The organism is Jeongeupia wiesaeckerbachi, from assembly GCF_050916355.1.
In the GTDB taxonomy this organism is placed as follows: Bacteria; Pseudomonadota; Gammaproteobacteria; order Burkholderiales; family Chitinibacteraceae; genus Jeongeupia; species Jeongeupia wiesaeckerbachi.
This window is the reverse complement of record NZ_CP136946.1, coordinates 2,716,340-2,738,038: the sequence shown is the minus strand read 5'-3', so window position 1 is coordinate 2,738,038 and position 21,699 is coordinate 2,716,340. Positions and strand designations below refer to the sequence as shown.

At 63.1% G+C, this 21,699-nt stretch carries 24 protein-coding genes and 1 riboswitch; of the genes, 11 read left to right on the top strand and 13 right to left on the bottom strand.

The features are described from left to right. Positions 1-18: 18 nt before the first annotated feature. The 5 genes from R0382_RS13450 to R0382_RS13430 all read right to left on the bottom strand — a co-directional run bounded on the left by R0382_RS13450 (position 19) and on the right by R0382_RS13430 (position 4,690). Positions 19-564 carry an adenine phosphoribosyltransferase gene (locus R0382_RS13450; protein ID WP_432720181.1) on the bottom strand — a complete coding sequence of 182 codons (546 nt, stop codon included), beginning with the start codon at positions 562-564 and terminating at the stop codon, positions 19-21. Positions 565-575: 11 nt separating this feature from the next. Beyond that, positions 576-1,868 (bottom strand): NCS2 family permease, encoded by a 1,293-nt coding sequence (locus tag R0382_RS13445; RefSeq protein WP_432720180.1) that lies wholly within the window; start codon positions 1,866-1,868, stop codon positions 576-578. Positions 1,869-1,914: 46 nt separating this feature from the next. After that, positions 1,915-2,481 (bottom strand): TMEM165/GDT1 family protein, encoded by a 567-nt coding sequence (locus R0382_RS13440; protein ID WP_432720178.1) that lies wholly within the window; start codon positions 2,479-2,481, stop codon positions 1,915-1,917. Positions 2,482-2,498: 17 nt separating this feature from the next. Further along, positions 2,499-2,679: riboswitch (yybP-ykoY riboswitch) on the bottom strand. 84 nt (positions 2,680-2,763) lie between these two features. Beyond that, a complete protein-coding gene (locus R0382_RS13435; RefSeq protein WP_432720177.1) occupies positions 2,764-3,318 on the bottom strand; it encodes a low molecular weight protein-tyrosine-phosphatase in 555 nt (184 codons plus the stop codon). A 142-nt stretch (positions 3,319-3,460) separates the two neighbouring features. Then, complete coding sequence (locus R0382_RS13430; RefSeq protein ID WP_432720175.1) at positions 3,461-4,690, bottom strand: GTP-binding protein; 1,230 nt, start codon at positions 4,688-4,690, stop codon at positions 3,461-3,463. A gap of 366 nt (positions 4,691-5,056) precedes the next feature. Between R0382_RS13430 and R0382_RS13425 the strand changes: the two genes are divergently transcribed. The 5 genes from R0382_RS13425 to R0382_RS13405 all read left to right on the top strand — a co-directional run bounded on the left by R0382_RS13425 (position 5,057) and on the right by R0382_RS13405 (position 9,839). Beyond that, on the top strand, positions 5,057-5,281 hold the full coding sequence (locus R0382_RS13425) for a hypothetical protein (RefSeq protein ID WP_432720174.1): 225 nt from the start codon (positions 5,057-5,059) through the stop codon (positions 5,279-5,281). A 181-nt stretch (positions 5,282-5,462) separates the two neighbouring features. Next, entirely contained in the window at positions 5,463-6,659 is a 1,197-nt protein-coding gene (gene ybaL, locus R0382_RS13420) for a YbaL family putative K(+) efflux transporter (RefSeq protein WP_432720173.1), read from the top strand. Positions 6,660-6,789: 130 nt separating this feature from the next. Continuing rightward, positions 6,790-9,132: a heavy metal translocating P-type ATPase gene (locus tag R0382_RS13415; RefSeq protein ID WP_432720172.1), complete on the top strand. Its 2,343-nt coding sequence runs from the start codon at positions 6,790-6,792 to the stop codon at positions 9,130-9,132. Positions 9,133-9,325: 193 nt separating this feature from the next. Then, positions 9,326-9,535 carry a heavy-metal-associated domain-containing protein gene (locus R0382_RS13410; protein WP_432720170.1) on the top strand — a complete coding sequence of 70 codons (210 nt, stop codon included), beginning with the start codon at positions 9,326-9,328 and terminating at the stop codon, positions 9,533-9,535. Continuing rightward, positions 9,519-9,839 carry a metal-sensitive transcriptional regulator gene (locus tag R0382_RS13405; RefSeq protein ID WP_432720169.1) on the top strand — a complete coding sequence of 107 codons (321 nt, stop codon included), beginning with the start codon at positions 9,519-9,521 and terminating at the stop codon, positions 9,837-9,839. Before R0382_RS13410 ends, R0382_RS13405 begins: the two co-directional genes overlap by 17 nt. A 14-nt stretch (positions 9,840-9,853) precedes the next feature. Here R0382_RS13405 and R0382_RS13400 read toward each other — a convergent pair whose 3' ends face one another. Continuing rightward, the gene (locus tag R0382_RS13400; protein ID WP_432720167.1) at positions 9,854-11,008 is read right to left on the bottom strand and encodes a PLP-dependent aminotransferase family protein; all 1,155 of its coding nucleotides are present in this window, start codon (positions 11,006-11,008) and stop codon (positions 9,854-9,856) included. Between the two features lie 195 nt (positions 11,009-11,203). Here R0382_RS13400 and R0382_RS13395 point away from each other — a divergent pair, with 195 nt between their 5' ends. After that, on the top strand, positions 11,204-11,653 hold the full coding sequence (locus tag R0382_RS13395; protein ID WP_432720165.1) for a MarR family winged helix-turn-helix transcriptional regulator: 450 nt from the start codon (positions 11,204-11,206) through the stop codon (positions 11,651-11,653). Positions 11,654-11,720: 67 nt separating this feature from the next. After that, a complete protein-coding gene (locus tag R0382_RS13390; RefSeq protein ID WP_432720164.1) occupies positions 11,721-12,653 on the top strand; it encodes a dihydroorotate oxidase in 933 nt (310 codons plus the stop codon). A 56-nt stretch (positions 12,654-12,709) separates the two neighbouring features. Here the strand turns inward: R0382_RS13390 and R0382_RS13385 are convergent, their stop codons facing one another. From R0382_RS13385 to pmbA, 3 genes are read right to left on the bottom strand one after another with little or no spacing between them, the layout of a single operon-like run. Continuing rightward, positions 12,710-13,042: a YnfA family protein gene (locus tag R0382_RS13385; RefSeq protein WP_432720162.1), complete on the bottom strand. Its 333-nt coding sequence runs from the start codon at positions 13,040-13,042 to the stop codon at positions 12,710-12,712. A 10-nt stretch (positions 13,043-13,052) separates the two neighbouring features. Continuing rightward, positions 13,053-13,685 carry a DNA-3-methyladenine glycosylase family protein gene (locus R0382_RS13380; RefSeq protein ID WP_432720160.1) on the bottom strand — a complete coding sequence of 211 codons (633 nt, stop codon included), beginning with the start codon at positions 13,683-13,685 and terminating at the stop codon, positions 13,053-13,055. Position 13,686: 1 nt separating this feature from the next. Continuing rightward, positions 13,687-15,018, bottom strand: a complete 1,332-nt coding sequence (gene pmbA / locus R0382_RS13375; protein ID WP_432720158.1) for a metalloprotease PmbA — start codon at positions 15,016-15,018, stop codon at positions 13,687-13,689. A gap of 217 nt (positions 15,019-15,235) precedes the next feature. On the opposite strand from pmbA, the gene yjgA reads away from it, so the two are divergent. Genes yjgA through R0382_RS13355 form a run of 4 tightly spaced genes read left to right on the top strand, consistent with a single transcriptional unit; the run spans position 15,236 to position 17,707 of the window. Further along, positions 15,236-15,781, top strand: coding sequence for a ribosome biogenesis factor YjgA (gene yjgA, locus R0382_RS13370; RefSeq protein ID WP_432720157.1), 546 nt, complete (start codon positions 15,236-15,238; stop codon positions 15,779-15,781). Continuing rightward, on the top strand, positions 15,781-16,449 hold the full coding sequence (locus R0382_RS13365; protein WP_432720155.1) for an HAD family hydrolase: 669 nt from the start codon (positions 15,781-15,783) through the stop codon (positions 16,447-16,449). Before yjgA ends, R0382_RS13365 begins: the two co-directional genes overlap by 1 nt. Then, entirely contained in the window at positions 16,446-17,039 is a 594-nt protein-coding gene (gene mog / locus R0382_RS13360; protein WP_432720154.1) for a molybdopterin adenylyltransferase, read from the top strand. Before R0382_RS13365 ends, mog begins: the two co-directional genes overlap by 4 nt. Further along, positions 17,036-17,707, top strand: coding sequence for an alpha/beta hydrolase (locus tag R0382_RS13355; RefSeq protein ID WP_432720153.1), 672 nt, complete (start codon positions 17,036-17,038; stop codon positions 17,705-17,707). The genes mog and R0382_RS13355 overlap by 4 nt, the downstream gene beginning before the upstream one ends. Positions 17,708-17,762: 55 nt before the next feature. Here the strand turns inward: R0382_RS13355 and R0382_RS13350 are convergent, their stop codons facing one another. The 4 genes from R0382_RS13350 to recO form a co-directional block, all read right to left on the bottom strand. Continuing rightward, positions 17,763-19,475, bottom strand: coding sequence for a hypothetical protein (locus tag R0382_RS13350; RefSeq protein ID WP_432720152.1), 1,713 nt, complete (start codon positions 19,473-19,475; stop codon positions 17,763-17,765). A 25-nt stretch (positions 19,476-19,500) separates the two neighbouring features. Beyond that, positions 19,501-19,869: an STAS/SEC14 domain-containing protein gene (locus tag R0382_RS13345; RefSeq protein ID WP_432720151.1), complete on the bottom strand. Its 369-nt coding sequence runs from the start codon at positions 19,867-19,869 to the stop codon at positions 19,501-19,503. Between the two features lie 198 nt (positions 19,870-20,067). Then, complete coding sequence (gene pdxJ, locus R0382_RS13340; RefSeq protein WP_432720149.1) at positions 20,068-20,808, bottom strand: pyridoxine 5'-phosphate synthase; 741 nt, start codon at positions 20,806-20,808, stop codon at positions 20,068-20,070. A 72-nt stretch (positions 20,809-20,880) separates the two neighbouring features. Continuing rightward, a complete protein-coding gene (recO, locus tag R0382_RS13335) occupies positions 20,881-21,642 on the bottom strand; it encodes a DNA repair protein RecO (RefSeq protein ID WP_432720147.1) in 762 nt (253 codons plus the stop codon). Between the last annotated feature and the right edge of the window lie 57 nt (positions 21,643-21,699).

Here is a 21,699-nt window from a genome sequence, read left to right as displayed (position 1 = left end):
GAATCTACGGGTGCGGCCTCAGTGGCCGGCAAAATCACAAATCGTATACAGCGGGATGCCTTGTTGGGTCACCAGCTTCGAGCCGCCAAGTTCGGGCAAGTCGACAATCGCCGCCGCCTCGACCACCGTCGCACCGATACGCGTCAGCAGCTTGGCCGCGGCGATCATCGTGCCACCGGTGGCGACCAGATCGTCGATCAGCAGCACGCGGTCGCCGGCGCGGCAGGCATCGCAATGGATTTCCACCGTTGCCGAACCGTACTCCAGCTCGTACTCCTCGGCCACCGTGGCAAACGGCAATTTGCCCTTCTTGCGGATCGGCACGAAACCGAGGTTCAGCTCATAGGCCACGACGGCACCGAGGATGAAACCGCGTGCATCGACACCGGCAACGACGTCAAGCTTCTGATCCATATAGCGATGGACGAAGGTATCGACGAGGACGCGGAAGGTCTTTGGGTCCTGCAGCAGCGGCGTAATGTCGCGGAACTGCACGCCCGGCTGCGGCCAGTCCGGCACAGTACGGATGCGGGCCTTGATGTAATCCTCGTTGCGCGGTTCCATCAACCTCTTCCTTAGCCGAACAGTGCGAACTTGATGACCCACAGTGCGGTAATGATCAGCACCGCCGGGCTCAGGTCCTTGAAACGGCCAGCCAGCAGCTTGATCGCAGCATAGCTGATGAAGCCGAATGCAATGCCGTCGGCGATCGAGTAGGTGAACGGCATGCCGACCGCGGTAATCACCGCCGGCGCCGCTTCGGTAATGTCGTCCCAGTCGATTTCGGCCAGACCGCGCGCCATCAGCACCGCGACGTAGCACAGCGCTGGCGCAGTGGCGAAGGCCGGCACCGTGCCAGCCAGCGGCGCGAAGAACAGCGCCACCAGGAACAGCAGCGCGACAACCAGCGTGGTCAGGCCGGTACGCCCACCCTCGGCCACACCGGCCGCCGATTCAACATAAGCCGTCACGCTCGACGTACCGAGCGCAGCACCGGCAATGATCGCGCTCGAATCGGCCAACAGTGCCCGCTTGATGCGCGGCAGCTTGCCGTCCTTGTCCAGCAGGCCCGAGCGGTGCGACACGCCGATCAGCGTCCCGGTGGTATCGAACAGGTCGACAAAGAAGAAGATGAACACGACGCCGATCAGGCCGGCGTTGAGCGCGCCGTGGATGTCGAGCTGCATGAAGGTCGGCTCGATCGACGGCGGCATCGCGAACACGCCCTTGAACGGCGTCACCTCCAGCAGCACCGACAGGATGGTCACCGCCAGCACGCCAATGATGATCGAGCCCTTGATCTTGCGATACTCGAGCGCAACGATCAGCACGAAACCCAGCGCGGCCAGCAGCACAGATGGCGCATGGATGTCACCCAGCTTGACCAGCGTCGCGTCGCTGCCGGTAATGATGCCGGCACTCTTTAGCCCGATGATGGCCAGGAACAGGCCGACGCCGGCAGAAATCGCCAGCTTGAGCGAACGGGGAATCGCATTGACGAGGATTTCGCGGATCTTGAACGACGAAACCAGCACGAAAATGATGCCCGAAATGAACACGGCGCCCAGCGCGGTCTGCCACGGCACCCCCATGCCCTGAACCACGGCAAAGGTGAAATAGGCGTTGAGGCCCATGCCCGGCGCCAGTGCGATCGGGTAATTGGCAAACAGCGCCATCACCGCGGTACCGAACGCAGCGGCGAGGCAGGTCGCCACGAACACCGCGTTGAAGTCCATGCCGGTCAGATGCAGGATGGCCGGGTTGACGAAGATGATGTAGGCCATCGTCAGGAAGGTAGTGAAGCCGGCGATCACCTCGGTCCGGACGTCGGTACCGTGCTCCTTCAGCTTGAAAAATGCATCGAGCATCATTTCCCCGTTTTAAAGTCTGTTTGATTGAATCTAGTTATGGCCGTCAGCTGCCTACGCCGGCAAGTGCAAGCCCACCCATCAGCGCGAACACGGCCGCGGCAACAAAGCGCACGTAGCGCAGCAAGTGCATCCGCTGTGAAATCCAGTTACCGACAAACACCGCCGGCACATCGGCAATCATCATGCCGACCGTCGTTCCGGCGATTACCATCCACAACGGGTGGTAATGCACCGCCAGCGCCACGGTGGCAATCTGCGTTTTGTCGCCCATTTCGGCAAGAAAAAAAGTCAGCGCAGTCGCAAGAAACGCGCCGTACGCCTTTACCGGCGCTTCATCGTCGTCCATCTTGTCCGGAAACAGCGTCCACACCGCGATGGCCAGAAAACCGAAGCCGATCACCCAGCGCAGCGTAGACGGCGCCATAAGGCTGGCCAGCCACTGACCGAGCCAGCCGGCAGCAAAATGATTCAGGATGGTTGCGACGAAAATGCCGAGCACGATCGGCATGGGACGGCGAAACCGTGCCGCGAGCAGCAAGGCCAGCAGCTGGGTTTTGTCGCCGATCTCAGCGAGGGCAACGACACCGGTCGAGACGAAGAAAGCGTCCATTCAGATATGTACTCCAGGGCGGGCAGACATGAGGACTGCAACCGTCGCCCACCCGGGTGTACGGTTTGCAGACCTCAGGTCTTGTCAAGCGCGGCACCGCAAGCGGCAACGGGCCGGATACGCCATGAGTCACAGACTCAAGTATGTTGACGTACCCCCTGCGCGAGCGCAGGCGACTACTCCCCTGAAGACCAAAGAGCGGGATCTTACCGATTCATGCGCAGGCCGGCAACGCGCGCAGAACCCCAATTTTGCCGTTTTTGCGCAGCATCAAACACCGGCTCAAGCGCCGCGCCGCGCCAGTTCGTCGCGCACGTGCGCCAGCACCCCGGCGCAACCGTCCTCGACCAGATCAAGGACGTGCTCGAAACCGTCGTCGCCGCCGTAATATGGGTCCGGCACCTCTCGCTCACGCGTGCCGGTCGCAAACTCCAGGAACAGCTTCAGCTTGGATTGATGCTGCGATGGCGCTTGCCGCTCAAGCTGGCGCAGGTGGCTGGCATCCATGGCCAGAATCAGGTCGAAGCCCGTGTAATCCGCCACCGCTACTTGCCGCGCCCGCAATGGCGACAAATCATAGCCACGTCGTTTGGCATGCGCCTGCGCCCGATGATCCGGCGCCTCGCCAACGTGATAACTCTGGGTTCCGGCCGAATCAACGATCACCACCCCATCGAGCCCCGCCTCGGCCACCATCTTGCGCAACACGCCATCCGCAGTCGGGCTTCTACAGATATTGCCGGTGCACACCATCAAAACCGAAAACCTGCCTTCATGCATCGCGCCACCTTCTGGATCATTATCAGCGGCAATTATCTCACGAAGCTTGGGATGCACTGTTTCACCGGAAAGACGCACCGTTGTGCGACTGGATTGGCCGTCCAGCCACGCAATGATCTCACCCGACGAGACGGCCCGGACCTCAGCTCCTGCCTGCGTGCAAAGTAGCGGTCAGACAAACACCAGCTGCATCCGCAGATCAAGCAGCATTCAGCACCGGACCGTCAGTGCGTTGAGTACTCGATGCCGTGAGCCCGGCACGATCATCGGCAAGGTCCGCCCCGCTCAAGCGGCAAGCAAGAAAAGCAGCTTCGATTGCAAGGCGATCCAGCGCACAGCCGATAAAGACGACTTCGTTGATCCGATCTCCCCACGGCTCATGCCAGCCGGCGTCGATGCCGTCGCGCTCCTGAGTGCCAGGCGCAGGCCAGTGCGCCTTGGGTGCTGCGGCCCACCACTGGCCGACCGGATCAAGCGTCGCGGTATTGCCGGCGCGCGAGTACGACATGACCCAGTCCGGCCGATCGGCAAACCAGATATAGCCCTTGGCGCGTAGCAGCCCCGGAAACGGCTGCTCGATAAAAGCGGCGAAGCGTTGCGGGTGCACGGGCTCATGGAAGCGCAGCACGAACTGCTCGACACCGTAGGTCTCGGCTTCCGGCGCATTCTCGCCCGCCAGCGCCTGCGCCCAGCCGGCCATGGCCTCAGCCTTGTCCATGTCGAAACGACCGGTACCGATAATCTGCGCCAAAGGTACGCCACCACGTTCGGCGAAGACGATCTGAGCCAACGGGTTCAACGCCCGAATCAGCGTTGCCACCTCGGCGCGGCGGGCGGCATCGACCAGATCACACTTGCTGACGACAACGACATCGGCAAACTCGATCTGCTCGGTCAACAGACTGGCCAGCGTCCGCTCATCCTCGTCGTCGGCTACGGCCGCGCGCTCTGCCAGCAGCGCCTCGCTAGAGAAATCGGCGAGCAGATTGACTGCATCGACCACCGTCACCATCGTATCGATGCGGGCCAGATCGCCGAGCGACGCACCGTGCTCGTCGCGAAAATCGAAGGTGGCCGCCACCGGCATCGGCTCACCGATACCGGTCGACTCGATCAACAGGTAGTCGAATCGCCCCTCACTCGCGAGCTGGCGCACCTCGGTCAGCAAGTCTTCACGCAGCGTGCAGCAGATACAGCCGTTACTCAGCTCAACCAGCCGCTCTTCGGTACGCGACAGCGCCGCGCCGGCAAGACTGGCCTCCCTGGCCACCAGCGAGGCGTCGATGTTCACTTCGCTCATGTCGTTAACGATGACGGCCACGCGCAAGCCGTTGCGATTGGCAAGCACATGATTGAGCAATGTGGTTTTACCCGCCCCCAGAAACCCGGACAACACCGTTACCGGCAAACGCTGATCGACCTGCGCCATTGCAAACCCCTCATCACCCTTGCACGATGGCGCGAATGCGCCGCTTTAATGCAACTAAGTTGCAATATTAAATGCGCAACGCCAACGAATGCAACTCAGTTGCAAATCATCACAAGCGCGATCACCCCCCATTCTCGATGTCCACCGCAACAAACTTCAGATTACCAACAAATAACAGTTGCCAAAATCAGAAAAAATGTGCAGCATCGTCGGCACTGATCTGATTGAGCACGCTCTCACGATTGTTTCCTAAGCAGTACTCCAAGCGAGTCGTTCGACTCCCAAGAAAGTTCTTCTCAGAACAAGTGCTCCTCCTTCAGCGCCCTGTCATCCGGCTTGGATGACTCGTTTAGCAAGGAGCCGAAAATGGCAAACCAAAACAACTACGACTTCAATGTTGAAGTCCGCCCGACCCCCATCGGCACCGGCCTTGATGGCTGGTACCAGATCGTCCGTTGCACACGTGACGCACGCCAACCGGTTACCGCATGGCAACGTGCACCGCAGACGCGTAGTCACTCGGTGCATGAAGCATTGCGCAGCGCCGCTGCGTGGGCCAAGGGACAGATCCCGCACCAGTTCGCCTCGTAAGTCCCGACGCTAGCAATAGCGTCACCTCCCAGCAAAAAGCCGCATTCGTGCGGCTTTTTTGTTTTCTGCGACCAGAAACGATCTCGTTTTTTGCGCAGCAATTGGAACGGATGCCCCTCAACCCCGTCCTTCATGCGTTAGTCTCTACCGGTAGCCGCCACAAACCACCGCAAGGACCACGATGCCTCACGCCACACCGCTGATCACGACCATCGTCGGCGGGCTTGTGCTTGCCTTCATCCTCGGCAGTCTCGCGAACAAGCTGAAGCTGCCGCCGCTGATCGGCTATCTCTGTGCCGGCATCCTTGCAGGTCCTTTCACCCCGGGTTTTGTCGCCGACCCCAAACTGGCTCCCGAGCTGGCCGAATTGGGAGTCATCTTGCTGATGTTCGGCGTCGGTCTGCACTTTTCGATGAAGGACCTGCTGGCGGTGAAAAACATCGCCATTCCTGGCGCCGTCGTACAGATCGGCATTGCGACACTGATGGGCATGGGGCTGGCGGCGCTGTTCGACTGGACCTTTGGCGCCGGTTTCGTATTCGGTCTGGCGCTCTCCGTTGCCAGTACCGTGGTGCTATTGAAAGCACTGGAGGAGCGCGATCTGCTGGAGACGCCGGAAGGCCGGATCGCCGTCGGCTGGCTGATTGTCGAGGACCTGGCCATGGTACTGGCGTTGGTGCTGCTGCCGGCACTGGCCGGCCTGCTCGGCGACCAGAAAGGCAGCCTCGATGCCGCCGCGCTCAGCATCACCCTGCTGATCACCCTGGGGAAGGTCGTCGCCTTTGTGGCCTTCATGCTGATCATCGGTCGCCGCTTCATCCCATGGATGCTTGAACGCATCGTCTGGACCGGCAGCCGCGAGCTGTTCCGGCTTGGCGTCCTCGCCACCGCGCTCGGCGTCGCATACGGCGCATCGCAACTCTTTGGCGTATCGTTCGCGCTCGGCGCCTTCTTCGCCGGCATGGTGCTGGCTGAATCCGAGTTCAGCCAGCGCGCCGCCGAAGAGTCGCTGCCGCTGCGCGATGCGTTCGCCGTGCTGTTCTTCGTCTCGGTCGGCATGCTGCTCGACCCGCGCATCCTGATCGAGCATCCGCTGGCGGTGCTGGGCACCGTCGCCGTCATCGTCATCGGCAAGTCGCTGGCGGCGCTCGGCATCGTCATGGCGTTCCGCCACGACCTCAAGACCGCGCTGACCATTTCGGCAAGCCTGGCACAGATCGGCGAGTTCTCCTTCATCCTCGCCGGCCTCGGCGTCACGCTCGGGCTGTTACCGCCCCTCGGTCACGCCCTGGTCATCGCGGGCGCAATTCTCTCCATCCTGCTCAATCCACTGGTGTTTTCGCTCCTGGACCGGTATCGGCCCACCGAGCCCGCCTGATCATTGGGACACGCACGGGGCCGCAATCGCGGCCCCTTTTCATGGTCAATCCGCGCGACAGACCTGTGTCTTGCAATATACCCCCTAGGGGCATAATATACCCCCATACCCTATTAAGTTCGGAGCGGCGATGAACACCGAGATCAGCTTGCCGATCAGCGGCATGAGTTGCGCAGCCTGCGCCACGCGCATTGAAAAAGTCCTCAACCGGCTTGAAGGCGTCAGTGCGAGCGTCAATTTCGCCAACGAAACCGCGCAAATCACACTCGATGGGACAGCCGGCATTCCCGAGGTGGTCGGCGCGATCGCCAAGGCCGGCTACACGGTGCCCGAAACAACGCTGACGCTGGCCATCGACGGCATGACCTGCGCCGCCTGCGCCATGCGCATCGAAAAGGTACTGAACCGCGCCGCCGGTGTCAGCGCCAGCGTCAACTTCGCCACGGAGACCGCAACGTTGCGCTATCCGGGCGGCCAGTACAGCGCTGACGCCGCCATTGCCGCGGTTCGCAAGGCGGGCTACGGTGCGCGTATTCAACAGCAAGATACCCCCCTGCCCCATGACGACGCTGCACTGCGTCGCAGCTGGTGGGCTTTTGGCGCTGCCGCGCTGCTGACGCTGCCGCTGATGGCCGAGATGGGCGCAATGCTGCAAGGCAGCCACGAACTGATTCCCCGCACGTGGCAGCTCGTGTTCGCCACACTGGTGCAGTTCACCGTCGGCCTGCGCTTTTACCGTGGCGCCTGGCATGCGTTGCGCGGCGGCAGCGCCAATATGGACGTGCTCGTCGCCCTCGGCACGACAATGGCGTGGGGCTACAGCACCGTGGTCACACTGGCGGGTTGGCACGACGCCCACGTGTACTTCGAAGCGGGCGCCGCCGTGATCACGCTGGTGCTGCTCGGCAAGCTGCTCGAAGCCCGCGCCAAGGGCCGCACCGCCGGCGCGATCGCCGAGCTGTTGGCGCTGCAGCCGAAAACTGCCCGCGTCGAACGCAATGGCCAGTTGCTCGACGTCGCCGTCGGCGAGCTCGTGGTCGGCGACATCGTCATCGTTCGCCAGGGCGAACCGCTGCCGGTCGACGGCCAGGTCGAAGATGGCAACGCCGCGATCGACGAAGCCATGCTGTCCGGCGAATCGGCGCCGGTGTCCAAGGCCGCAGGCGACCACGTTTACGCTGGCACCCGCAACCTCGAAGGCATGTTGCGCATCCGCGCCAGCGCAACCGGCGGTGCAACACAGCTCGCCGACATCGTCCGGCTGGTGGCGCAGGCGCAGGGTTCGAAAGCACCGATCCAGCAGCTCGCCGACAAAATCTCTGCGATCTTTGTCCCGGTCGTTGTCGCCATTGCCGTCGTCACCTTCTTCGCCACCGCATGGTGGACCGGCAGCTGGGTCACCGCCTTGATGCATGCCGTCGCGGTACTGGTGATCGCCTGCCCGTGCGCGCTGGGCCTGGCGACGCCGACGGCGGTAATGGTCGGCGTCGGCCTCGGTGCCAAGCGCGGCATCCTGTTCCGCAACGCCGAAGCGCTGCAGCGCGCCCGCGAGGTCAATCTGCTCGTCGTCGACAAGACCGGCACGCTGACCGAAGGCAAGCCCGCCGTGACCGATGTAATGACGCAAAACGGCTTTGATCTGAATACCGTGATGCAGCTGGCCGCCAGCGCCGAAGCCGGCTCCGAGCACCCGCTGGCCCGCGCGGTGCTCGCCCATGGCGAGGCGCTTGGCATCGGTCGCTTGCCGGTCGAGGACTTCATCGCCACACCGGGGCACGGCGTCGGCGCGCGCATCGCCGGGCGCAGGGTGCGCGTCGGCGTGCCGCACTGGGCGTTGCCAAGCCCCGATTTGCACCACGCACAGGCGATGCAACAGCGAGGCCAAACGGTGATCGCCGTGGTGGTCGACGACGTTCCAGCCGGGCTGATCGGCATCGTCGATACCGTCCGGCCAACGTCGAAAGTTGCCGTCGCCCAGCTACAGCAGTCCGGCATCGAAGTCGTGATGCTCTCTGGCGACAACGAAGCCGTCGCCGCCAGCGTCGCCGCCTCGCTTGGCATCCACCGCTACCGTGCCGGCGTGAAACCGGTGGACAAGGCCGAAGCGGTGCAGGCATTCCGTGCCGAGGGTCGCGTCGTCGCCATGGCCGGCGACGGCGTCAACGATGCCCCGGCACTGGCCGCCGCCGACGTGAGTTTTGCAATGCGCACCGGTGCCGACGCCGCGATCGAGGCCGCCGACATCACGCTGATGCACAGCGATCTGGCGCATATCGCCGATGCGCTGAGCCTGTCGCGCGCGACGATGCGCAAGATCCGCCAGAACCTGTTCTTTGCGTTCGCCTACAACGTGCTCGGCATTCCGCTCGCCGCCTTCGGCCTGCTCAGCCCGGTGATCGCCGGCGCCGCGATGGCGGCCAGCTCGGTCTCGGTCGTCAGCAACGCGCTACTGCTCAAGCGCTGGCGCCGTTAGGCGGTTGCGCATTCTCTCGGGACCGCTTCATGCCCGTACGATGCGCGAAACACGGCAAGGGGGCGACCCTCGGGTCGTCCTCACCCGCCAGACCTACACCCCGATTTCTGCGCTGCGGACGAGCACAACCAGCATCGGCTCTCGCCCACCGGCGTTTCATCAGGTTTAATCACTGCCCAACAGGAGAAACACCATGGAACACATCGAAATCCGCATCGACGGCATGAGCTGCGGCGGCTGCGTCGCATCGGTCACCCGCGCGGTACAGGCGGTTGAAGGCGTGAAGGCGGTCAACGTCTCACTGGCCCCGTCGCTGGCCAAGGTCGACTTCGACGGCGCAGACACCGATGCGGCCGAAATCGAACGCGCAATCGAGGATGCCGGTTATGACATCGTCCGCTGATTGCTGCGCCGGTGATCACGACGCGGGCGACGAGCGCCGGGTCGAGCGCGGCAACAAGGATGCGCTGACCAAGCGCCTGAACCGGATCGAAGGCCAGGTGCGCGGCATCAACAAGATGGTGCAGGAGGATCGCTACTGCATCGACATCCTGACGCAGATCGCCGCGGCCAAATCGGCACTCGATAGCCTGGGCATGCAATTGCTCGAGGCGCATGCGCGTGGCTGCGTGGCCGATGCGATTGCAGCCGGCGATGGCGCCGCTGCAATCGACGAACTGATGACGGTGCTGCGCAAGCTCGGCTAACGCGCCGTGCGAAGTCAGGCCGCGGCGTTGTCCGCCGCCAGCAGGGCCGCCAGGCGCGCAATTCCCTCGTCGATTTGCGCGACATTGGCGTGGCTGAAGTTGAGCCGCAGAAAACTCGCGTCGGCGCCGCTCGGGAAAAAGGGTTCACCCGGCATGACAGCGATGCCGGCATCGAGTGCGCGGCGCATCAGCGCCATCGTGTCGCACGGCTGAGCCAGCCTCAGCCAGAAAAACAGCCCGCCCGCCGGCAGCTGCCAATGCGCGCGGTCACCCAGATTGCGTTGCAAGGCGGCCGCCATCGCATCACGCCGTTCGCGGTACAGCGGCAGCACCGACGCGACGTGCCGTTCGAGCTCACCGCGCGCCAGCAGGTCGGCAATCAGCGTCTGGCTGACACGGTTGCTGTGCAGATCGGCGGCCTGCTTCAGCCGGGTCAACGGTGCGACGAGATCCGGATGGACGATCAGGAAACCAAGCCGCAGGCCGGGCGCCAGCGTTTTCGAGAACGAGCCCTGATAGACCCAACGCGCGCTTTTCAGTCGGCCGGCGATCGGTTGCGGCGCGTCGCCGTCATACGCCAGCGCACGATACGGGTCGTCCTCGAACAGCAGCACCTCATGCCGGTCGAGCGCGGCGGCAACGGCATCGCGTTCGGCATCGCTGTAGCAGTAGCCCGACGGATTCTGGAAAGTCGGGGTCAGATAGGCCATGCGGACATCGGGCAAGGTGCGCTCGAATCCAGCCAGATCGGCGCCCTCCGGGCCAACGGAAACCGGGCAGAAACGCGCGCTGAACAGCTTGAACGACTGCAGGGCGGCCAGATACGCCGGCGCCTCGGTCAGCACCGGCGTGCCTTCGTCGATCATCAGCTTGCTGACGAGATCGATGCCTTGTTGCGAGCCATTGACGATCAGCACCTGCGCCGGGGTGCAGGCAATCCCGAGCACATTGCCCAGCCGGGCCACTTCGGCGCGCAACGCCGGCTCGCCTTCGGTCTCGCCATATTGCCAGGCATCGGCGAGCAGGCCGGCATCGAGCCTGTCTGGGCGGTACAGCGCTTCTTCGGCCGGCAGGCCGCCGGCAAACGACACCATGCCGGGACGCTTGGTCGCAGCGAGGATGTCACGAACAAGGGAGGAACTGAGCTGATCGATACGGCGGGCAAACATCGGGCGTACTCCTAAGCAACGCGGATGGAAAACCGGCAGTCGCCGGCGGAGGATTGCGTTGCGTGGTACGCGCCGCGGGGCGATGCGCTGCCCATGATCGAGTGAATCATGGCGTTGGCAATGCGCCGCTATATAAGCCAAAATTATTGACCTATTATGGATTTAATCCTGCCCCGTTCAAGCGAGCACGTCAATATGACCGGTACTCCGTTCGACGAAACACAGCTCAACAGCGCCTGGGAACTGATGTTCTACGGGTTTCGCGCCTTGACCGCCCCGCCCGACTCGCTGCTCGCCGCGCGCGGCTGGAGCCGCGTCCACCATCGCATCCTGTACTTCGTCGCCCGCACACCGGGGCAGACCGTCGGCGAGCTATTGCAACGGCTCGGCGTCACCAAGCAGGCATTGAATGCGCCGCTCAAGGCCTTGCAGCAGGCTGGCCTCGTTTCCGTCGCCATCTGCAACGATGACCGCCGCGCCCGGCGCCTGCACCTCACCGCAGCCGGCCAGACGCTCGAGGCCTCGCTCACCGGCGTGCAGCACGAGTTGCTGGCCAAGGTGTTCGAACGCGCCGGGGCATCGGCGTTCGAAGGCTGGTGCAAGGTGATGGACGAATTGGCGACCTGCGAGTCGCGCCAATCTTGATCAAGCGCAGGGTATGCCGGTGACGATGCCCTAGGATGGAAGGCATCTACCTTAGCCAATCTTCGCCATGACTGACCTGACCTGCCATTTTCTCGGCCAGCCCTTGGCCAATCCATTGATGAATGCATCGGGCGTCTGCTGCCGCACCGTCGCCGAGCTCGATACGCTGGCCGCCAGCGCCGCCGCGGCGATGGTCACCAAAAGCTGCACGCTCGAACCGCGCACCGGCAATCCCGAGCCACGCTACCGCAGCCTGCCGCTGGGCAGCATCAACTCGATGGGGCTACCCAACGAGGGCTATCGCTATTACCTCGATTACGCCGAGCGTTTCGATCACGAACGCAAGCTGCTGTTCCTGTCGATTTCGGGACTGACGCTCGACGACAACGTCGAAATGATCGCGGCGATCCGCGAGGCGGTGAACCCGGCGCTGCTCGAGATCAATCTGTCGTGCCCGAACGTACCGGGCAAACCGCAGACCGGTTACGATTTCGAGGCGATGGACGAGCTGCTCGACGAAGTCAACGACGCTTACAAGCGCCCGTTCGGCGTCAAGCTGCCGCCCTACTTCGACATTTCGCATTTCGATGCTGCGGCCGAGGTGCTGAACCGCTACCCGCGGCTCGCCTTCGTCACCTGCATCAATTCGATCGGCAACGGCCTGTTCATCGACGCGGAAACCGAATCGGTCGTGATCAAGCCCAAGGACGGTTTCGGCGGTCTGGGCGGCGCCTACGTGCTGCCGACTGCACTGGCCAACGTCAACGCCTTCTACCGTCGTTGCCCGGACAAGCAGATCATCGGCTGCGGCGGCGTACAAAGCGGCACCGAAGCCTTCCTGCACCTGCTCGCCGGTGCCAGTCTGGTGCAGATCGGCACCGCACTGTACGAGGAAGGCCCGGCAGTGTTCGAGCGCGTGCTCGGCGAACTCGCTGCGATCATGGCGAGCAAGGGCTACGCGTCAGTCGATGAATTCCGCGGCAGGCTCAAGACGTTGTAAGCCCCCTCGCCACACAGCAATAAAGCCGCATCCGCGGCTTTATTGTTTTTCCGGCTTCAGACAGCGCGTGGCGCGAACATGATGATCGCCATGCCAGCGAGCGATACCGCCACGCCGAGCACATCCCACGGCGTTGGCCGGATGCCATCGACGGCCCACAGCCAGCCGAGCGCAACGGTGATGTAGACACCGCCATACGCCGCGTAAACGCGCCCTGCCGCGCTCGGATGCAGCGTCAGCAGCCAGGCGAACAACACCAGGCTCGCCGCCCCAAGTGGCAGCCACCATGCCGACAGACCATGCCGCAGCCACAGATACGGGATGTAGCAGCCGATGATTTCGGCCAGCGCGGTCAGCACGAACAGGCCGACGGTCTGCAACACGCCCATGCCGTATCGCCTAGTAGCTGACCGGCACAGGTTCGAGCCCGCGCCACAGATACCACGTCGCGACCGAGCGCCACGGCGCCCAACGCTGCGCCAGCGCCCGGACTTCGGCACGTGGCCGGCGCTCGTCAGCGTGGTAATAACGCGCCACGGCCTTGATCAGGCCGATATCGTCGAGCGGCAACACGTCGGGGCGCAGCAGGTGGAACATCAGGAACATCTCGGCGGTCCAGCGGCCGATACCGCGGATCGACGTCAGTTCGGCGATCACCGCCTCGTCGTCCATCGCCTCGAGCCGATCGGACGCCAGCTTGCCATCGGCGTGGTGGCGCGCCAGATCCTGCAGGTATTCGACCTTGCGTTGCGACAGGCCGCAAGCGCGCAAATCGTCGACCGCTGCGGCCAGTACGCGGTCGCTACGGACCTCGCCCACGCAGGCGTCGAAGCGCCGCCAGATCGAATCGGCGGCCTTGACCGAGATCTGCTGGCCGACGATGGATCGGCACAGCGTGACGAACACGTCACCACGACCCTCAAGGCTGATGCCCGGATAGGACGCAATCAGTTGCCCCAGCACCGGGTCGGCAGCCGACAAGGCCGTGCAGGCATCGTCCCAGTAGGCTGGCCGTCCGCTGGTGCCGCCCATTTCAGTGTCCGGCGACCGTCATCTTGCCGACCAGGATCGACCCGACACGGCGGCTGCTCGACGCCTGCCAGTCGTCGCCGATGCCGACAATGCCCTTGAAGATGTCGCGCAGATTGCCGGCGACGGTGATTTCCTCGACCGGATGGCTGATCTTGCCGTTCTCGACCCAGAAACCGGCCGCACCGCGCGAATAATCGCCGGTGACCAGATTGATGCCGTGGCCAAGCAACTCGGTGACCAGCAAACCAGTCCCCAGCTCAGCCAGCAGCGCGTCGAAATTTGCCGTAGCGCTGACCAGCAGGTTGTGCGCGCCGCCGGCATTGCCGGTGCTTTCCATGCCGAGCTTGCGGGCACTGTAGCTGCCAAGGAAATAACCGTTCTGAACGCCGGCAGTGACCAACTCACGCCGCGTCGTCGCCACGCCCTCGGCATCGAAGGCGCCGCTGGCGAGACCACGAATCAGGAAAGGATCCTCGACGATCTCGACCACCGGTGAAAAGACCCGCGCACCGAGACTGTCGTTCAGGAAGCTGGTCTTGCGGTACAGGCTGCCGCCGCTCACCGCCGACACCCAGTGGCTGATCAGCGACGATGCCACCGGCGCCTCGAACAGCACCGGATATTCACCAGTCTTGACGCGACGACCGCCGAGCCGGCGCACCGCGCGCTCGCCGGCCTTGCGGCCCACTGCTTCGGCATCGTCGAGATCGCCGGCAGCGCGTGCGGCGGTATACCAGTAGTCGCGCTGCATCCCCGATCCGTCCTCGGCAATCAGCGCCGCCGAGATGCCATGGCGGGTCGATTCACCCAGGCCGGAAAAGCCGGCCGAGTTGGCATAGACCCAACGTGATGCCGATGTCGACACGCTGGCGCCTTCGGAGTTGCCGATACGCGTGTCGACGGCACGGCCGGCGGCTTCGCAGCGCTGCGCCAGTTCGATGGCCTGCTCGACCGGCAGGGGCCACGGATGATAGACGTCGAGATCGGGGAAGACCGTGGCAAAGCGCGCCGGATCTGCCAGCCCGGCGCAGGGGTCCTCGGCCGTGTAACGCGCGATCGCCAGCGCGGCCTTGACCGTATCTGCCAGCGCTGCCGGTGAAAAATCGGACGTGCTCGCATGGCCCTTGCACTGGCCCAGATAAACGGTAACGCCGACGCCCTTATCGCGGTTGTACTCGATGGTTTCCACTTCGGCCAACCGCACCGAAACGTTCTGGCCAAGTCCTTCGGAGGCATCAACTTCGCACGCCGTCGCGCCCTGCCGACGCGCTTCGTCGAGCACGGTCGCGGCAAGATCGCCAAGCTGTTCTGGGCTGAAGCTGAATTCGGACATCGGACATCCTTGAAATAGGTCAACAAGAGGGGCTGGCAAAACCCGGCGCAGCTGCGCTGGCAGGGCATGCGAGACACAGTCAATACACAGGGTACGGCAAGTGCACACGGCGCAGCCAGCAGGGTTTTGCTTCCCCTCCCGGCCGGGCGGCACAAGTGTACGCCGGAGAACCCCGGCGGGTTTGGTATCATTATGCTTTTGCTCCACGCTCCCCGCCATGGCTCGACATCAAGATCCCCTCCCCCACGACGACGACGTCGAAATCGTCAGCAAGAGCCAGATGAAGCGCGACATGAACGCGCTGCAAGATCTTGGCGAAGCGCTGATTCCGCTCGATCGCAAGCATCTGGCCGGCCTTGGACTGCCAGAAAGCCTGTTCAATGCGCTGATCGAAGCCAAACGGCTGACCGCTAACGGCGCCGTTGCACGCCACAAGCAGTACATCGGCAAGCTGATGCGCCACGTCGACCCGGCACCGATCCAGGCACTGCTCGACTCGCTCGCCGGCAACTCCGATCGCCACAACGCCTGGCTGCATCAGCTCGAGCGCCAACGTGACAAGCTGCTCGCCGACCCGAAAGCCACCGAAGCACTGATCAACGACCATCCGGACCTCGACGTCCAGCAGCTGCGTCAACTGATCCGCAATGCGCTGAAGGAACGCGAGCAGCAAAAACCGCCCAAGGCGTTCCGCGAACTGTTCCAGCTCTTGAAGACACTCTATCCGGAGCCCCCTCTGATCGATCCGCGCGAGGAAAAGTGATGACGTTGCCAGCCCAGTTGCCGGGGCGCTTTGATGCCCTGTTCTTTGACATGGACGGCACGCTGATCGATTCGACGCCTTGCGTCGAGCGGATCTGGCGCAATTGGGCCGGTGAGCACGATATCGACGCCGACCATCTGATCGCCAATATGCACGGTGTGCGCGGCGTCGACGTCATCAGCCGCTTTGCGCCGAATGCCGACCTGCAAACCGAATTCGACAAGCTGTTGCAGCGCGAGCTGACCGACATGGACGGCACGATTGCCATCACCGGCATTGCCGAGCGTCTTGCCGAACTGCGGGGCGTGCGCGTCGCCATCGTCACCTCGGCACCGCGGCCGCTGGCGCAATCCAAGCTCGAATACTGCGGGCTGACCCCGCCGGACTTCATGGTCTGCGCCGAGGACATCGCCAACGGCAAGCCGTCACCGGATCCCTATCTTGCCGGTGCCAGCCATTTCGGCGTCGAGCCAACTCGCAGCCTCGCTTTCGAGGACGCACCGAACGGCGTTCGTTCGGCCAAGGCCGCCGGCATGACGGTGATTGCGCTGACGACCTCGCACACTGCCGAAGAACTGGCCGAAGCCGACCTGCTGATCCGCGACTGGCATGATCTGCGCTTTCAGGCCGAGGCCGATGGCAGCGTCACCGTGTCGAAGAACGCATGAGCACGGCACTGAAAATCGGCCTGGTCTCGGTGTCGGACCGCGCCTCGACCGGCGTCTATGACGACAAGGGCATTCCGGCACTGAGCGACTGGCTCACCGCCGCACTGATGTCGCCGTTCGAACTCGTGACCCGGCTGATTCCGGACGAACAAGCGCAGATCGAGGCGGCGTTGTGCGAGCTGGTCGACATCGCAGGTTGCCAGTTGGTGCTGACCACCGGCGGCACCGGCCCGGCGCTGCGCGACGTCACCCCCGATGCAACGCTGGCTGTCGCCGACCGGACCATGCCTGGCTTCGGCGAACAGATGCGCCAAGTCAGTCTGCACTACGTGCCGACCGCGATTCTCAGCCGTCAGGTGGGGGTGATCCGCAAGCAATCGCTGATTCTCAACCTGCCCGGCCAGCCGAAATCGATCAAGGAAACGCTTGAGGGCGTTCGCGACGCCGACGGCAAGGTCATCGTTCACGGTGTGTTCGCCTCGGTGCCTTACTGCATTCAGCTGCTCGACGGCCCGTATATCGACACCGATCCCGCCATTGTTGCCGCTTTCCGGCCGAAATCGGCCATCAAGCCCAAGGAAGCTTCATGAGCGAACTGCTCCCCTGCGTCGAACTGGAAACCGCCCCCCATCCGCAGGCCAGTGTGATCTGGCTGCACGGCCTCGGCGCCGACGGCAACGATTTCGTGCCGATCGTGCCCGAGCTGGGCCTGCCGGACGGACTCGCGGTGCGCTTCCTGTTCCCGCATGCGCCTTATATGCCCATCACCTGCAACAACGGCTATGTGATGCGCGCGTGGTACGACATCATCCACTTCGACAGCATCAGCCGTCATGCCGACATCGACGGCGTCCTCGCCTCGGTCGAACAGATCCGCGCACTGATCTCGGCAGAGAACGCACGCGGCGTGCCGAGCGAACGCATCATCCTCGCCGGTTTTTCGCAAGGCGGTGCGATTGCTTACACCGCCGGCCTGACAAACGCCGAACCACTCGCCGGCATTATTGCGTTGTCGACCTATTTGCCGGCGCCACAGCTCATCGACGCGGCCAGCACCCAGATCAACCGCCATACGCCGGTGTTTGCCGCCCATGGCAGCCACGATCCGGTGGTGCCGGTCGCCCTTGGCGAAGCGGCGGCTCAATGCGTCAGCGCGCTCGGCAACCCAGCCAGCTGGCAGACTTGGCCCATGCAGCACTCGGTCTGCCCGCCGGAAATTCAGGCAATCGGTCAGTTCATCTCCCAGCGACTGGGCTGAACAAAGACAAACGGCGCCTCTCGGCGCCGTTTGTCTTTGCGAAAAGAACCGTGGCTCAGTCTTGCTGCTTGACCACCTGCACACTCGCCCAGACCCAGTCCGCACCTTTTTCAATCACCGCCCCCAGCTTGACCGTAAACCCCCGGTCGCGCGCCTTGACGCTGTAAAGGCGGTTGCTGGCGTACTCGGACGCGTGCAGCATCAAGGTGTTGATACTGTTGCCCCCTTGCAAATGCGGGATGTACAGGCCAACACGCAGCATTGGAAACTCGGTGCTGTGGAACGCCACGTCCGACAGGTTGATCTGCGCATTCTCGTCGTCCTCGGCCTTGACGCTGACCGCGACCGGCGTCGCGGAGAGAATTTGAATCCCTGCGGACAATTGCTCGTCACGCAGGCGATTGAGCCGCCGGACAATGCAGACCCGCCAGTTGTCGTTCTCGCCAGTCCGCATCCCGATCAAGGCACCCGGACGAATCCATTCGTTCTCGGCCGCATGCAACATCGCGCCGAAGCCCCCTTCGGATTCATTCTCGATGACCCAGGTCGTACTACTGACCTGCTGCTTGGGTTTCGGCTGCACCGTGGTCGGATTCGCCGACTGCTTTGACCGTGTTCGCTCAGACACGAAACCGTACAGCCGCATGTCCATGATTTCGTCGTAATCGACTTCGGTCTTGCTCTCGACCGGCTGACGGCTGAATTTATCGTTGTCGTTACGGACCATGGCGCACAGCTTGCTCAAGCCCTGCACCACCTCGGCGGTCTTGCTCACCGTCTGGCGCGCACTGCGGCTTATCTGAGTGTTGCGCAGCATCGACGCCCAAGCGGCCTCGATCAGCCGCAGCAAATCGCTGCACGCGGGCTGCCGGCAGTCCTCGCCAAGCCCAAGCGACGGGGCTGATGCCCCCTGCTCCAGCTTGCGTTGCGTTTCCTGCAGTTCGTGGATCAGGTCGAACAAGCCCCAGTAGCGGAATGGCTCCTCGCTCTGGTCTTCCTTCACGCGCCTTGGCCCACCGTCCTCCTGCAAGTTGACGCACAGGTGATGCCGGTCGGCATAAAACTTGCGCGACAACTGAATCAGTTTGCTCCAGCGATCCAGCCACTGATCGGCCCAATCGAGCTGCCTTACCGTCAGGTTATGGCTCGACAGCGTCGCCAGCATCAATAGCTGCAGATACTCATCGGCACAGGACGTCACGTCATCGGAATGACCGGGGTACAACGGAAACGGGTTGCTGTCGAAACCATCGATTTCCGACAGCCGATACAGCTGGTTCGCCTGGGTCCAGAGCTTCGACGGCAGGCGCTCATAACGGAAGTGGTGCCATTTGGCCTGAATGCCGAGATAGTGCAGGCTTCGCGCCAGCACTTGCGGCATCAAGGCTTCGATCCGTGCCTTGGCTTCCGGCTCGGGATCGGCTTTGACGAACCGCTGGTACAAATCCACCATGGCCTGCGCGTATTCAACCACCTCGCGCCACAGCTGGCGCTCCAGCTCCTTCGGCATGCGGGGATTGGCGACATACTGGCAGCACAAGGCTTCGTAGCTGGGCTGCGCGGCAGCGTCGATCAACAAGGCCGCTTCAAGCGCATCCGGCGTTGGCAGCTTGCGGTCGGTCAGAAAACCCTGCGCCAGCGCCAGCACCTTGGCGCGTTGCGTAGCGGGCGCATCGTGGTCCAGTTCACGGCACCATGCGGTCGCCAGCTTGGCGCCGGCAAAGGGCGATGCATCTCGCTTCAGGAGTCGATTCAGTAGTTCACGCATACACAGATCTGCTGGCTAACGACGATCATTCGGTCTCGGCTTTAAACGATTCCAGCTCAAGCCAAGCCCGAGCTTCATCCACCTCGTCGAACACCTCCACTTCGGCATCGGAGAGGATATTGTTGACCCAGGCCGACCACGTAACCCATTGATCGTTAGAAACAATGGCGACCCGGCCGAAATCGCGCCGATGCTTGCGCGCAAAACGGACCTCCTCGACAGCCATGTCGATGGTGTAGCCGAGCATGCCGGAAAGGTCGAACAGCAGATTGGCCGAGCCATGAAAACGCAGCTCGTACAGCACGCTGTCTTCGAACTCCTTGAAGTCATGAACGGTGAACTCGTTCAGCACGGCAACGTAGATGTAGTGGGCTTCGTGCGAGATGGTGATCATGTCTACTCCTCGGTCCAGCATTCACTTGCAGCATAGCGTATCCGCCCAGCGCAACCGATGGCGGGACGTTGTCGAGCGTGGGTCGTTGCGTCGATCCGACACCATTCCCACGTCACCATGCTGCAGCGCAAACCCGCCAAGCAAGCACGCCAAGCAAGCACGCCTTCCCTGGCACGGGATGACGCGCAATCAGGCCGATCAGACGGCGCGGCGAGCGGCCAGCATCAGCGTCTTCATCTCCCGCACAGCCTCCTTGAGGCCGACAAACACGGCATGACCGATGATCGCGTGGCCGATATTCAGTTCGCGAATCTGCGGAATCGCCGCAATGGCCTGGACGTTGTGGTAATGCAACCCATGACCGGCATTGACGATCAAGCCCAGCGATGCACCGTATTCGGCCGCTTCGCGCACCCGCGCCAGTTCGGCATCGCGCTCCGCCGGTGTGTGGGCATCGGCATAGCGCCCGGTATGGATTTCGATCACCGGCGCGCCCAGTTCGTGTGCCAGCTTGATCTGTTCGAGATCGGGATCGATGAAGATCGACACTCGCATGCCGGCATCAAGCAGCGTGCGCGTGTAATCGCCGGTCTGATTGGCAAAGCGTTTGACGTCCAGCCCGCCCTCGGTCGTCACTTCTTCGCGCCGTTCCGGCACAAGACAAATATCCTGCGGTGCAATCGCCAGCGCGTGCTCGAGCATTTCGGTCGTCAGCGCCATTTCAAGGTTCATCTTGGTCTGGATGACGGCACGAATCAGCTTCACGTCTTCGTCGCGGATATGGCGACGATCTTCGCGCATATGCAGGGTGATCAGGTCGGCACCAGCCTGTTCGCACAATTGCGCGGCGAGCACCGGGCTCGGGTAGGTCGTACCGCGCGCATTGCGCAGCGTTGCGACGTGATCGATGTTCACGCCCAGCTGGATATCGACTGCCATCTATGGTTCCCGTTCACGCCGGCAACAGGCCGGCAAAAAACGCAAAGTGTAGCGGCTACCGTGCTGCCTACGCTATAGCGTCTGCAGGTCGATGAGCAATTGCCGGGTGTGCAGCGGCGCGTCGGCCAGCAAGGGCGCGAACGCCAGACGCATCAGCAGCTTTGCCTGCGCCAGAACGCGTTCGTCGCCAAAGTCGCCCGCCTCGATCGCCAGCAGCGCGGCCGCATCGAATTGCATCGCATCGTGCCGCGCCGGCACCACGCCCAGGCCGGGATCGAAACCGTAGCGCTTTGTCGGCTGCAGTGGCGTGTCGTCCGCAAGACGGCCGAGCGCGGGTGCGTATCCCAGCGCCCGCAACAAGGTCAGCTCGAAACTGCGCAGTACCGGCTCGACCGCCGCCCGGTCGTTGGCGGCTCGACCCAGTTGGCGGATTGCATCGAAGTAAGCGCCAAACAGTGCCGGATACGCATCTTCGCGCGGCAGCAGCTTCATCAGCAGCTCGTTCAGATAGAAACCGCACAGCAACGGCAAGCCGCTCAACTGCGGCAAACCGCCCTGCCATTCGGCCGCATGCAGGGTCTTGACCTCGCCAGCACCGAACCATGCTAGCAGGAGCGGCTGGAAGGCCAGCAGGCTGCCGCGCAACTGCGAACCCGGCCGTTGCACGCCACGCGCAACGATCATCACCCGGCCCAGATCCCGGCTATAGACATCAAGCAGCCGGCTGGTCTCGCGATACGCATACTGATGCAAGATGAAAGCCGGCTGCGCATCGACGCGCGGAACGTCGCCGGCCGGCTTGCGCCGCGGTTTACGGGGAGATTTCTCAGCCATCGGAAACAGCCATCAGAAGCCAGCCTTAGTGAGACAGCAAGCCAAAACAGCTTGGCC